Annotated in this window: 12 protein-coding genes; 7 read left to right on the top strand and 5 right to left on the bottom strand. The window is 64.0% G+C overall.

Features of this window, described 5'->3' with window-relative positions:
* Positions 1–18 precede the first annotated feature (18 nt).
* Positions 19–642, top strand: coding sequence for a glutathione S-transferase family protein (locus tag NKI22_RS25675; RefSeq protein WP_352815883.1), 624 nt, complete (start codon positions 19–21; stop codon positions 640–642).
* A 15-nt stretch (positions 643–657) separates the two neighbouring features.
* Here the strand turns inward: NKI22_RS25675 and NKI22_RS25670 are convergent, their stop codons facing one another.
* On the bottom strand, positions 658–1,914 hold the full coding sequence (locus tag NKI22_RS25670) for an RNA polymerase sigma factor (RefSeq protein ID WP_352939243.1): 1,257 nt from the start codon (positions 1,912–1,914) through the stop codon (positions 658–660).
* On the bottom strand, positions 1,914–2,267 hold the full coding sequence (locus tag NKI22_RS25665; protein ID WP_023718846.1) for a YciI family protein: 354 nt from the start codon (positions 2,265–2,267) through the stop codon (positions 1,914–1,916). Before NKI22_RS25665 ends, NKI22_RS25670 begins: the two co-directional genes overlap by 1 nt.
* Positions 2,268–2,525: 258 nt before the next feature.
* On the opposite strand from NKI22_RS25665, the gene NKI22_RS25660 reads away from it, so the two are divergent.
* The 3 genes from NKI22_RS25660 (at position 2,526) to NKI22_RS25650 (ending at position 6,142) form a co-directional block, all read left to right on the top strand.
* On the top strand, positions 2,526–3,485 hold the full coding sequence (locus NKI22_RS25660; protein WP_352481372.1) for a TAXI family TRAP transporter solute-binding subunit: 960 nt from the start codon (positions 2,526–2,528) through the stop codon (positions 3,483–3,485).
* 180 nt (positions 3,486–3,665) lie between these two features.
* Positions 3,666–5,762 (top strand): TRAP transporter permease, encoded by a 2,097-nt coding sequence (locus NKI22_RS25655; protein WP_352939240.1) that lies wholly within the window; start codon positions 3,666–3,668, stop codon positions 5,760–5,762.
* Complete coding sequence (locus NKI22_RS25650) at positions 5,759–6,142, top strand: DUF1850 domain-containing protein (protein ID WP_023718849.1); 384 nt, start codon at positions 5,759–5,761, stop codon at positions 6,140–6,142. The genes NKI22_RS25655 and NKI22_RS25650 overlap by 4 nt, the downstream gene beginning before the upstream one ends.
* On the opposite strand, the gene NKI22_RS25645 is transcribed toward NKI22_RS25650, so the two are convergent.
* The 3 genes from NKI22_RS25645 to NKI22_RS25635 form a co-directional block, all read right to left on the bottom strand.
* Positions 6,055–7,782: a saccharopine dehydrogenase family protein gene (locus NKI22_RS25645; protein WP_352815879.1), complete on the bottom strand. Its 1,728-nt coding sequence runs from the start codon at positions 7,780–7,782 to the stop codon at positions 6,055–6,057. The genes NKI22_RS25650 and NKI22_RS25645 overlap by 88 nt on opposite strands.
* Before the next feature lie 50 nt (positions 7,783–7,832).
* Entirely contained in the window at positions 7,833–8,219 is a 387-nt protein-coding gene (locus NKI22_RS25640; RefSeq protein ID WP_352481375.1) for a thiol-disulfide oxidoreductase DCC family protein, read from the bottom strand.
* 251 nt (positions 8,220–8,470) lie between these two features.
* Complete coding sequence (locus tag NKI22_RS25635) at positions 8,471–8,617, bottom strand: hypothetical protein (RefSeq protein WP_023718851.1); 147 nt, start codon at positions 8,615–8,617, stop codon at positions 8,471–8,473.
* 407 nt (positions 8,618–9,024) lie between these two features.
* Between NKI22_RS25635 and NKI22_RS25630 the strand changes: the two genes are divergently transcribed.
* The 3 genes from NKI22_RS25630 (at position 9,025) to ligD (ending at position 13,019) form a co-directional block, all read left to right on the top strand.
* Positions 9,025–9,531, top strand: coding sequence for a YciE/YciF ferroxidase family protein (locus NKI22_RS25630; RefSeq protein WP_023718852.1), 507 nt, complete (start codon positions 9,025–9,027; stop codon positions 9,529–9,531).
* 125 nt (positions 9,532–9,656) lie between these two features.
* On the top strand, positions 9,657–10,508 hold the full coding sequence (gene ku / locus NKI22_RS25625; RefSeq protein WP_352592321.1) for a non-homologous end joining protein Ku: 852 nt from the start codon (positions 9,657–9,659) through the stop codon (positions 10,506–10,508).
* 9 nt (positions 10,509–10,517) lie between these two features.
* Positions 10,518–13,019: a DNA ligase D gene (ligD, locus tag NKI22_RS25620; RefSeq protein WP_352592324.1), complete on the top strand. Its 2,502-nt coding sequence runs from the start codon at positions 10,518–10,520 to the stop codon at positions 13,017–13,019.
* The last annotated feature ends 62 nt before the right edge of the window (positions 13,020–13,081 follow it).

Genomic DNA, 13,081 nt, shown 5'->3' with positions numbered 1-13,081 from the left:
CGGCAGGTGGAGGACTTCATGTACAAGCTCTATACGCGTGCCAATACCGGCGGCTTTGTCGTCGAGGCGGCGCTTGCTTTAGCGGGAGTGCCTTTCGACCAGATCGATGTTCCAAAAGGCCGACCCAACCAGGCCTTCCTCGACATCAATCCCTTGAACCAGGTCCCGGTCCTGGTCTTGCCGGACGGGCATTCGATGACCGAGTCGGCGGCAATCTGCATCCTGCTCGCCGAACGCTATCCGGAAGCAGCTCTAGCGCCGGCAGCGAACACACCTGACCGTGCCGACTTCCTGCGCTGGATGTTTTTCATGTCCTCCGTCATCTATTCGGCTGACCTGCGGTTCTTCTACGCTCATCGCTACACGACAGGTCCCGGCGGCGTGGAAGCCGTCAAACAGGCGGCGGTCTCGGAAATGGATCGCGGCTTCGCCATTCTCGATGCCGCCCTCGAAGGCCGCGACTGGCTGGTCGGCGACCGGCTCTCGCTGGCCGACATCTATCTCGTCATGTTGGTGGCTTGGCATCCCGAGGTCGCGAAGATTCCAACCGCTTGGCCGAACATCGAACGCCTGTGGGCCAATTTGCGGGAACATCGGGTGATAAAGAGGCTGAATGCTTCCCACGACATGTGGCCGGCCTAAGCACTCCGCCTTGTCTCAGTGTCTTTCCGCGCGGTCGAGACCTGCCCGTCGTTCCTGCAGGAACCGGCGCACGGCCGGATCGCGTTCGAGGCCGATAGCCCGGTCATAGGCCTCGCTCGCTTGCGGAACTCTGCCGAGTCTTGCCAGCAGGCCCGCTCGGGCGGCCCAGTAAGGTTGATAGTCATACAGCCGCTTGTCGCCGCTGAGTTGATCAAGGGCGCCCAATCCTGCCGAAGCACCTTCGGCCTCGGCAATCGCCACCGCACGGTTGATCGACACCACCGGCGAGCCGGCAATCACCGACAGCGCGTCGTAGAGCTCCTTGATCGCGACCCAGTCGGTGCCGCCGGTCAGCCGCCTTGTCGCATGGGCTGACTGCACGGCGGCCTCGAGCTGGTAGCGGCCGACCACGCCCTTGGCCGCGGTGCGCCCGAGCAGCATCTCCGCTTCGTCGATCATTGTATCGTCCCACAGTGCAAGATCCTGCTCCGCTAGCGGCACATAGTCGCCTGCCGCATTGCGCCGCGCTGCGCGCCGCGCTTCGGCGAACAGCATCAGCGCCAGCAGGCCGAGTGCTTCCGGCTCATCCGGCAGCAGCGAGGCGACCAGCCGGCCGAGCCAGATGCCTTCGGTCGCGAGATTGCGCCGCTGCGCTTCGGTGCCGGCGGGGTCGGACCAGCCTTCGGCAAACGCCGCGTAGATCGCTTCCAGAACGGTGCCCAGCCGCTCGCCGAGTTCGGCCCGCTCCGGCACGCGGAACGGAATGCCGGTCTCGCGGATGCGGGCCTTGGCGCGCACCAGGCGCTGGCTCATCGTGGCCGGCGAGACAAGAAAGGCCGAGGCGATGGTCGCTGCGTCGAAGCCCAGAACCGTCTGCAGGATCATCGGCGCGCGGATACCGGCCTCGATCGCCGGATGAGCGCAAGCAAACATCAGCCTGAGCCGCTCGTCCGGCAGGTCTTCGTCGGCCATGCGTGCCTCCATCTCCTCCGCGATCAGCCTGAGGTGGTCGCGGCCCGCCTCGCTTGTCAGCCGCCGTCTGAGCGCGTCGACGCGGCGCCGGCGCGCCACCGCCAGCAGCCAGGCTTCCGGCTTGTTGGGCACGCCCGCCTGTGGCCAACGCTCGAGCGCCGCTGCAAAGGCATCGGCCAAGGCGTCCTCGGCAGCGGCCACGTCGCGCGTGCGTGCGGCGAGATAGGCGACCAGCTTGCCGTAGCTTTGCCGGGCGGCCGCTTCCGCCGCCGCCCGTGCGGTGTCGGGCAGTTCAGGCATCACATGGTGAGTTCCCAGATCGGCCGCACCTCTACCGTGCCGGTGCTGGCGCCCGGGCAGCGCGCCGCCCAGGCAATAGCCGCGTCGACGTCCTCCGCTTCGATCATATAGAAACCGGCAAGCTGCTCCTTGGTGTCGGCATAGGGGCCGTCGAGCACGTTGGTCTTGCCATTGGCCATCCGCACCGAGGTAGCGGATTGCGTCGGCTTCAGCCGGTCGCCGGCGAGCCAGGCGCCCGATTTCTTCAGCGCTTCGGTGTAGGCGACATAGGCGCTCGACATCTGTGTCACCGCATCTGCCGGCGCGGCCGCCATCCCCGCTTCGTTTCCGTAGATCAAAAGCATATATCGCATGGTCTTCTCCCGTTTCTCGAAGGCCGCATCGTTGCGAGCCGGACGTATGTCGCGCGGCCCTGCCCGATTTCGACAGGCGCTGGAAAAATCTTTCGGCCGCGATGCGATCTCGCGCAAGCGCCGATGTGTTACGGCATCGCCTAGCCGTTCGTCTAATCGCTGCTATTGCGGGTTGGCATTTCCCGCCCGCTGTCTAAACTCGCTTCGCTTCGTGCCGCTGAGGAGGGCACGGCGGCGCATTTTCAGGGAGGAAATCGCATGCTCAATTTCAGGACGAAATTTGTTGCAGCCGGCGCGCTGGCGCTGTCGCTTGGCCTTGGCGCGGTATCGGTCAAGGCACAGGAATTCATCAACGTGCTGACCGGCGGCACGTCGGGCGTCTACTATCCGCTCGGCGTAGCGCTGTCGGAGATCTATGGCAAGGGCATCGAAGGCGCGCGTACCCAGGTGCAGGCGACGAAAGCGTCGGTCGAAAACCTCAACCTGCTGCAACAGGGCAAGGGCGAGATCGCCTTTGCGCTCGGCGATTCCGTCAAGCTGGCCGCCGAGGGCAATACCGAAGCCGGCTTCCCAGGCAAGCTCGACAAGCTGCGCGGCATTGCCGCCATCTATCCCAACTACATCCAGATCGTCGCCAGCAAGGAGTCCGGCATCAAGACGCTCGCCGACCTCAAGGGCAAGAGCCTGTCGGTCGGCGCGCCGGCCTCGGGCACCGAGCTCAACGCCCGCACGATCTTCGCCGCTGCCGGGCTGAAATACGAAGACCTCGGGCGGATCGAATATCTGCCCTTCGCCGAATCGGTGGAGCTGATCAAGAACCGCCAGCTCGACGCTACGCTGCAATCGGCTGGCCTGGGCGTTGCCTCGATCCGCGACCTCGCCACCTCGGTCCCGGTCAACATCGTTGCCGTGCCGGCGGAGGACGTCGCCAAGATCGGCTCGCCCTATCTTTCCGTGGTCATCCCGAAAGGCACCTATGAGGGCCAGACCGATGATGTCGCGACCGCCGCCGTCGGTAATTTCCTGATCACCAGCGCCGATGTCTCCGACGAGACCGCCTACCAGATGACCAAGCTGCTGTTCGAGCATCTCGACCAGCTCACCGCTGCCCATGCCGCCGCCAAGGCGATCGACCCGGCCAAGGCGCTCGACGGCATGCCGGTGCCGCTGCATCCAGGCGCCGAGAGGTATTACAAGGAAAAGGGATTGGTGAAGTAAGGCGCCATCCCTCCCCCTTGAGGGGAGGGTGGCCCGCAGGGCCGGGAGGGGTCCTCGGCGACGCGCTCCATCGTTCAGGCAAAGGTCGAGGCAGTTGAGGTTACCCCACCCGTCCATCCGCCTTCGGCGGCTGTCCACCCTCCCCTCAAGGGAGAGGGACGCCCCCCAGGAACCCCGCCAATGACCGAAACCCCGACCGTTCTTTCCACCACAGCCGAAATCGCTGTCGAAGGCCTGCCACCGGGCTTCGGCGAAGGCATCGCCGGCAAGGCGGCTTTTTTTATCGCCGTCGCCTTCTCCATCTTCCAGATCTACATCGCCGCCTACGGCAGCCTGCCGAGCCAGGTCGTGCGCGCCATGCATGTCGGCTTCCTGCTGCTGCTCGGCTTTGCCCTGATCGCCAATCTGCGTGCCAAAGGCGTCCCGGCGAAAGCAGTCTTCTGGACTCTCGGCGTGCTCGGCTTCGCCACCGGTCTGTACAACTGGGTATTCTATGCCGACCTCATCCGCCGCTCTGGCTTCCTCACCACGCCTGACCTGATCGTCGGCGCGGTGCTGGTCGTGCTGGTCTTCGAGGCGGCGCGGCGGTTGATGGGACTGCCGCTTGCCGTTATTGCGTTCATCTTTCTCGCCTACGCATTTGCCGGCAATCATCTGCCACCGCCTTTCATCCATCGCGGCTATGATTTCGCCCAGCTCGTCGACACCTTCGCCTATGGCACCGAAGGCATCTACGGCACGCCGATCTATGTCTCGGCCGCCTACATCTTCATCTTCGTCGTCTTCGCCGCCTTTCTCGAACGCGCCGGCATGATCGCGCTGTTCAACGATTTTGCACTTGGCCTGGTCGGCTCATGGCGCGGCGGCCCGGCGCAGGTCTGCGTGCTGTCCTCGGCGCTGATGGGCACCATTTCCGGCTCCGGCGTCGCCAACGTGGTGGCCAGCGGCCAGTTCACCATCCCGCTGATGAAGCGCTTCGGCTTCCGCTCGGCCTTCGCCGGAGCCGTCGAGGCGACCTCGTCGATGGGCGGCCAGATCATGCCTCCGGTGATGGGTGCGGTTGCCTTCATCATGGCCGAGACGCTGACCATTCCCTATGCCGCGGTGGTCAAGGCGGCGATCATTCCGGCGCTGCTCTATTTTGGCGCCTGTTTCTGGCAGGTGCATTTGGAGGCCGGCAAGGCCGGCCTGCACGGCATGGCCAAGGCCGACCTGCCCAATCCGTGGGATGCGGTGAGACAACACTGGCCGCTGGTACTGCCGCTCGCAGCACTGATCTATCTGCTGTTTGCCGGCTACACACCGGTCTTCGCCGGCACCATGGGCCTGGCGTTGACCATTGTGCTTATCCTCGGCACGCCGCTGGCGGCATCGATCGGGCCGCTCGCCTTCCGCGTCGTCTTCTGGCTGGCGCTCGGGCTTGCCGCCGCTTCCTTCATGAAGTTCGGCGTCAACATCCTCAGCCTGGTCATCGCCGTGCTGGTCGTCGCCTGCCTCACCTTCAAGGGCGGGCGCGAGACACTGCGCATATGCGTCGATTCCCTTGCCGAGGGAGCAAAGAACGCGCTGCCGGTCGGCATTGCCTGCGCCATCGTCGGCATCGTCATCGGCACGCTGACGCTCACCGGCATCGCCTCGACCTTCATCGGCTGGATCATCTCGATCGGCGAGAACAATCTGTTCCTGTCGCTGCTTTTGACCATGCTCACCTGCCTGGTGCTCGGCATGGGCATCCCGACCATTCCCAATTACATCATCACCTCGTCGCTAGCCGGGCCGGCGCTTCTGTCGCTCGGCGTGCCGCTGGTGGTCAGCCATATGTTCGTCTTCTATTTCGGCATCATGGCTGATCTCACCCCGCCCGTGGCGCTGGCCGCCTTCGCCGCCGCACCCATGGCCAAGGAAAGCGGCCTCAAGATCGGCATCCAGGCCACCAAGCTTGCCATTGCTGGCTTCGTGGTGCCGTTCATGGCGGTCTATACCCCGGCGCTGATGCTGCAGGACCCCGGCCCGATCGCCGCCCAGTTCGGCTATCCCGTCGAGGTCGCCTACATCGTCATCAAAGCCTGCATGGGCATCGTCCTGTGGGGCGCCGCCGCCGTCGGCTTTCTCGCCCGGCGCATGGCCTGGTGGGAACGCCTCGTCGCCTTCGCCGCTGGCGTGCTGCTGGTTGCGGCGCTGCCGCTCACCGACGAGGCGGGCTGGGCGCTGTCTCTTGCCTGGATCGGGTGGCACTGCTGGCGCGCGCGGCAGGCGTCACTGGCCAATTCGGCATGAGCCTCTGCATCGTCGCGGCCGGCAAGACGATGACGCTCGCGGTCGCCGCCTTCACGCTCTCCTGGACGCATTCTGTGGAGAAGACCCAGTGGCAGGAAGACTGGAAGGTGCTGCCGTCCGGCCTGCAACTCGTCGAGGCACGAATCAAGGGCTCGGGCGCCGGCATGGAGCCGCCGCAAGGCTCGGCGCTGCGCGACGGCTGGTGGGTCTATGCGCTCCGGGTCGGGCCACAGCGGCGCCTGGTGCTCGCCGCCTCGGGCGCCACGGGTCAAGGCTGGACGCTGTGCACGGCTCAGGACTGCCGCGAATTTGGCAAGGTGGCAGGCGACACGATCTCGCTGGAGCCGTGCGGGTCGGAAGGCTCTAGCCAGCCACGGTAGCGGGCGATCATGCCGGCAAGCGGATGCGAGATATCGACATGGAAGCGGAAGCGGCCATCCTCCACCGTTTCGTAGGAAGTCGAGCGTGGACCGAGCCAGATCGGCAGCGGCAAGCCAAAAAAGCTCCAGCGGCGCAAGACCAGTGCCAGCCGGCCGTCCTCGGCAACCAGTGCCATCGCGAAGGTCAGCGGGCCGAAGCGTTCGCACAGCAGGCGCTGCGATCGACCCCGGCCTGCGAACTGTAGGCTCGAAAAACTGTGCTTGCCGAATGTCCGCGTCCAGGTCTCGCCGCCCTTGTCGGTGTCGAAGCGGACATGAACCGGGATGTCCTCGCTTGCTCCGGGGAAGCCGACCATCCAGGCCATTAGCCGGCCAAGAACATTGTGCCCGCGTTCTACGCTAGCGCGGCCTGCGGCCGTGATCGTACGGTCATGCATTGACCGAATTGCCTCGGGAAGGCCTTGCCAGGCGGCACCGAGCAGCTCGGTATAGAGCGGCTTGTCCTCGTCCGCGGCCCCGTTCCTGAAGCCGGTGTAGATCGTCCGCCCGGCGAACAGGGCCTCATAGTCCCGGAGCTCTAAATCGCGCACCGCCGCCCGTGCGCCCGGCGCGGGCTGATGTCCGGCCAGCACTTTGCGGACCAGCGCTTCAACCGCCATCGACGGGATCAGCGGCCCATCGTTGCCCTCGGCCAAGAGATGCCACGAGCGCTTGCCGGTGGCGCCCGCGCGGTCCGATCCCTCCACCTCGACGAACATGCCGCCGCGATGCTCGCCCCAGCGCAGCCGGTTCGTCGCCTGATGCATCAGCGGCGCCAGCGGCGAAAGCGAACCGATCAACCCGGCGCGCACCAGCCAGGCGAGGCCGATCAGGGCGCGGTGCAGCACCTCGGGTACCGGCCCGGCTCCCATCCAGATGGTCCTCGCCTCCGGCCAAAGCTCGGCCAGAGCACGCAGGTCCGGAACGTCGACCAGCGAGAACAGCGTGTTTCGAAGCGGCAGCTGGCCCGGCGGCGCGATAGTATAGCGCAGCTGCTCGGTAAACGGACAGCCTTGTTCGGGACGGCCATTACGAACAAGGCGCACCGGCTGACCGGTGTAACCGGCGATAGCGCGAATGACGTTTCCGCCGACACCGGCGAAGGGCGACGGCGCGATGCCGCCGCGAATTCCGTCGACCCGCGTCAGGTCCGAAGACAGGCGGCGCACAACCGCCGCCGTCAGCACCGGAAAGCTCGAGACTCCGGATAGCACGAAGACGCCGGCGTTTCGCGCCGCCTCGTCGAACGCAGAGACACCGGCGACGAAATCCGAGCCGTCGGCAAGATCGAGATAGTTGACGCGCCGGGCGATGCATGCCTCGATCAGGCCATAGCATCCCTCGCCATAGGCCTGGAACGGACCGCTCGCGTCGACCACAATATCAGGCTCAAATGCAGCGAGTTGCACGGCGAGATCGCCGTCACGGTCGAACAGTGCCGGCACTAGTTGCGCTGCGGTCGGGGCGCGCTTCTTGCAATACGCGTCAGCCTTGGCGAGCGAGCGCCCGGCGACGAACAGGATCAGATGGGGCTCGCCCTCCAAAAGCTCGACGGTGCGACCGCCAAAGGTGCCATAACCGCCGACGACAAGAACCTTCATCCGCAGTTCCCCCAAAATGCCCCGCGCCGCTCCCGGCCACGGCGATGAGCCTAGCCGATCAATCTTGCCCTCACCTCGGCGGAAGGGATTTCACAATTGTCCTTCTTGCCGAACAGGGCGTAGCGGTTCTTTGCGATGCGATCGTAGAGCCAGTCGCGAAGCGGGCGCGGCAACAACAGCAGGATCCGCGCCGCTCGCCATGGCCAGCCGAGTTCGGCCATGACGGCAACGAAACTGTCCAGGCGTGTGAAAGCCGCGCCATCGACGATGACGAGATTGGTCTCGTAGCGATCCGTCTGCAGCCCGTATTTCTTGAACAGCATCTCGCCGAGCGGCGATTGCGCCGTTACGAAATGGAAGTGGCCCTTGCGGTCGAGCTTTACCACCGTCCGCACAAAACCCGAGCACAACACGCAGACGCCGTCGAATACGATCAACGGGCGACTTGATTCGAATTCTGGCGGCTCAGGAGAATGGTTCGGCTTGACGATCACGTGGCGCCCGGCAGCTGGTGTCAGGCGACACTAAGCCTGCCGGCGGCTGGATCAAAGCCCGGAATGTTAGAGGCTTGGCGTTGTCGCCCGCCGTCTGTCGGTCAGCGCAGGGCGCTCGGCGCGATAGGTCGTTGACCGGTTGTCGGCGTCGGGCCGGCAGATACGGCTGTCGTGACGGCTTTCCCTGGTCATCATCAGTGCACGCTGATCCCAAGCGTGTTGCCACGGCGCGCGCAGGCGGGGCCTGGGCCGCGCATGTAATAGCGCTCGGGCCGATAGGTCGGCGCGACGAATTCGCGAATGGCGGCGGCATAGCCGGCGATTTGATTCCAGAAGCTCATTTTACTCGGTCCCTGTCCCGTTTCGGATGTCCCTTCCGAATTGCGGGGATCATAGCGTCCAGGCGTGAATAGTCGGTGAACGCGATGTTAATCTCTGGTCGAAAATGCCTTTGTTCATGGCTGCAATGCGGCTGATTCGCGGTGTTTCCGTGCTGTCCGTCGGCATTTCGCCCAGTGTGACTTTTGCATCACATATGTTTCGCCTGAATGTCGCCGAGGCGCGCGTTTGTTTCACTTTTGCTGCCACGGCGAAATTTCCGTGCACGTGGTCGAAAAACCAGGAACCCGCCCGTCAGCCGCACGTTGATTTCCCAGTGCCGGGACGAACCGGCTGCGCGGGCTGCAGCTTCCGGCTGGAGCCGCAGCCAAAAATCCGAAACAGCAAGAGCAATGGAAAGGCAAAGGCCATGGGCTTCTTTTCGAAGGACATCAAAACACTCGACGATCTCTTCGTGCACACGCTGCGCGACATTTATTACGCCGAGAAACAGATCGAGAAATCGCTGCCGAAGATGATCGACAAGGCGAGTGATCCGCAGTTGAAAGCCGGCTTTGAGAAGCATCTCGCCCAGACCAAGGGTCATATTCAGCGTGTCGAGCAGGTGTTCGAGCTGCACGGCGTGAAGGCCAAGGAAGTCGACTGCCCGGCCATCGATGGCATTCTCGAAGAGGCCGATGAGGTCAGCGGCGACATCGCCGACAAGGAGGTCCTCGACGCTGCACTGATCGCGTCCGCCCAGGCGGTCGAGCATTATGAGATGACCCGTTACGGCACCTTGATTGCCTGGGCCAAGCAACTGGGCCGCAGCGACTGCGCCAATGTGTTGGCCAACAACCTCAAGGAGGAACAGGCAACCGACCGCAAGCTTACCGAGATGGCGGAAAGCAAGATCAACCTGCAAGCCGCCGAGTAGGGCCGCGATCGAGAATGGAGTTCAGGCAAGGCTGGGCCGAAAGCCCGGACTTGCCTTTTGCGCCGCCGGAACCGGAACGGACTTTGCCCGTTCTCGGTTGAACGTTGTCGCGCAGGGAGTTTGTCATGGCGCCGCGCCCCGCCTGGAGAGGGTACCTCAAGCTTTCGCTGGTCACCTGCGCGGTCGAAGTGACCAATGTCGTCACCCAGGCCGAAAAAGTTTCGTTCCGCGTGCTCAACCGCAAGACTGGCAACACTGTCAGGCGCGTCTATGTCGATTCGGCAAGCGGCAAGCCGCTCGATGAAGGCGACGAGATCAAGGGCTACGAGATCGGCGACGGCGATTTCGTCCAAATCGAGGAGGAGGAGATCGAAGCCGTCCAGATCGAATCCTCGCATACGATGAGCCTCGACGGGTTCATCGAAAAATCTTCGATCCAGCAGATCTATCTCGACACGCCCTATTATATGACGCCTGCGGACGATGTCTCGGAAGAGGCTTTTGCCGTCATCCGCGACGCCATGGCCGCCAAGAAGACGGCGGGCCTTGCCCGCATCGTGCTCTACCGCCGCGAGCGTCCGGTGGTCATCGAGCCGCTGGAGAAGGGCCTGCTGCTGACGACGCTGCGCTATGGCGATACGGTTCGCAGGCCGGAGATGGTGTTCGGCGACATCAAGCCGGTGAAGACCGACGCCGAGATGATCAGGCTGGCCGAACACATTGTCGATGAGAAACAGGCGAAGTTCGATCCTTCCGAATTCGAGGACAAATACGAAAACGCGCTGATCGAGCTGGTCCGCGCCAAGAAGGCCGGCAAGAAGGCACCGAAGACCAAGGCAGAACCGCGGCCCTCCAACGTCGTCAATCTCTTCGATGCACTGAAGAAGAGCCTTTCGTCGGAGGCCAGCCCGCCGGCAAAGGCCAGACGCCCGGCAAAAGCCGCCAAGCCCAAAGCCGCCCGGCGCAAATCGGCTTAGGATCAGACCATGGCCGGCCTCGAGCAATATCACGCCAAGCGCGATTTCAAGAAGACCGCCGAACCGGCCGGTAAGCTCGCGCGCGGCAAGAAAGCCGTGCCGGGTGGCATTTTCGTCATCCACAAGCATGCCGCCACCAGGCTTCACTACGACCTTCGCCTTGAGCATGGCGGCGTGCTGTGGAGCTGGGCGGTGACGCGAGGCCCGAGCCTCGACCCGCATGAGAAGCGGCTCGCCGTGCATGTCGAGGACCACCCGATCGACTATGCGCCGTTCGAAGGCACCATCCCCAAGGGCCAATATGGCGGCGGCTCGGTCATTGTCTGGGACGAAGGCACGTGGGTCCCCGAAGGCGACCCTGCCAAAGGGATGAAGAAAGGCCATATCAATTTCGAACTGCATGGCCACAAATTGCATGGCGCCTGGCATCTGGTGCGGCTGAAGCCGCGGCCCGGCGAAAAACGCGACAACTGGCTGCTGATCAAGTCCGACGATGCCGCCGCGCGTCCCGGTGAGGACATTTTGCAGGAGGCGCCGCAATCGGTGAAATCCGGCCTGACCATCGAGGAGGTCGGCGAAGGCAAGACCGCCGACGGCAAGAAGCCAAGCGTCTGGCAGTCCGACAGGCCGGCCGCCGGCAAAGCGAAGGCTGTCGCGGCAAGGCGGCTCGAATTCGTCGAGCCGGCGCTCGCCACGCTGGAGCGGGACGCCCCGCCCGGTAAGGACTGGCTGCATGAGGTGAAGTTCGACGGCTATCGCATGCAGGCGCAGCTTGCCGGTACCGAGGTGCGGCTTTTGACACGCACCGGCCTCGACTGGACCCACAAATTTGGTGGCTCAATTATCGCGGCACTTGGCGGCCTGAAATGTACCGATGCCGTCATCGACGGCGAAATCGTCGTGCTGGCGGATAATGGCGTGTCGTCCTTTTCGCTGCTTCAGCAAGATCTGTCGGCGGGCCGTACGGACCGTTTCATCTACTATGTCTTCGACCTGTTGCAGCTCAATGGTCAAGACATCCGTTCCGAGCCGCTGGTCGAGCGCAAGGAAAGGCTGCGCAGCCTGCTCGCCGGACAGACCGAAGAGCAGGCCGTGCGCTTCAGCGACCACTTTGCCGAGCCCGGCAAGATCATGCTGGAGCATGCTTGCCGCCTGGGCCTCGAAGGCGTCGTCTCCAAGCGTGCCGATGCGCCCTACCGCAGCGGGCGTGTTCCCTCGTGGGTGAAGTCGAAATGCACGGCGCGCCAGGAATTCGTCATCGGCGGCTACATGCCGTCGGACAAGACCGGGCGTGGCCTGCGCTCGCTGCTGGTCGGCTATCACGAGGGCGGCAAGCTGCGCTATGCCGGCCGCGTCGGCACCGGCTTCACGGCCAAAAGCACCAACGAGTTGAAGAAAAGGCTTGATGCGCTGAAGACGACAACCTCGCCCTTCGACAGCGCGGTGCCAAGGGGCAAGGGGCTGGTCTGGGTCAAGCCCGAACTTGTCGGCGAAGTGGAGTTTCGCAGTTGGACGTCGGACCGTATAATACGCCATGCGTCCTTCCAGGGATTGCGCGAGGACAAGCCGGCGGAGGAAGTCGTGCAGGAGAAACCGAAAGCACGCTCAGCCACGGCAGAGCCGAAGCCAAAGCCCACCAAAACCGCAGGCGCGGCGAAAACCTCGGTTACGCTGTCCCGCCCTGACAAGCTTCTGTGGCCCGAGGAGAACGTATCGAAGCAGGATCTGGTCGATCACTACGCGCTGGTCTGGCCGCGCATGAAGCAGTTCGTCATCAATCGGCCGCTCAGCCTCGTGCGGGCGCCGGACGGCGTCGGCGGCCAACGCTTCTTCCAGAAGCATGCCTCGGCCGGCATGCACGACAAGATCGCCGTGATGAAGGATCCGACCGACGGCGAGGAGATATTGTTCATCCGCGATTTCGACGGTCTCGTGGCACTGGTGCAACTGGGCGTCGTCGAGATCCATATTTGGGGCTCGACCACCGACGAGCTGGAAAAGCCCGACCAGATCATCTTCGATCTCGATCCCGACGAGGGCGTCGACGTGAAGGCGGTGCGCGCGGCGGCACTCGACATCCGCGGCCGGCTCGACGAACTGTCCCTGCCGAATTTCGTCAAGACCTCGGGCGGCAAGGGCTACCACGTCGTCGTGCCGCTGAAGCCGTCGGCGGATTGGGACGAGGTCAAGGGCTTCGCCCATGAGTTCGCCCGAGCGCTCGAACAGGCCGCACCCGACCGCTACACGGCGACGCTGTCGAAGAAGGCACGCACGGGCAGGATTTTCGTCGATTATCTGCGCAACGGCCGCGGCGCCACCACCGTCGCCCCCTATTCGTCGCGCGCCAAAAAGGGCGCCACGGTATCGATGCCGGTGACCTGGGCGGAGATCGAGGCCGGATTGCCGCCCAACGCCTTTCCGATCGGCGACAAGACGACGCTGAAGCGGCTCGGGCAAGCCGACCCCTGGGCGGATTTTTTCAAGCAGGCCAAGCTGCTCAAGCGCGACTAGTGCATGTCGCGCAAAAGTGTGCAGCGGTTTTGCGATAACGACATGCATCAAAACAAGGACCT

The organism is Mesorhizobium sp. M0778 (assembly GCF_040320105.1).
Classification (GTDB): domain Bacteria; phylum Pseudomonadota; class Alphaproteobacteria; order Rhizobiales; family Rhizobiaceae; genus Mesorhizobium.
The sequence above is the reverse complement of the archived record's forward strand: the minus strand, read 5'-3'. Positions and strand labels throughout refer to the sequence as shown.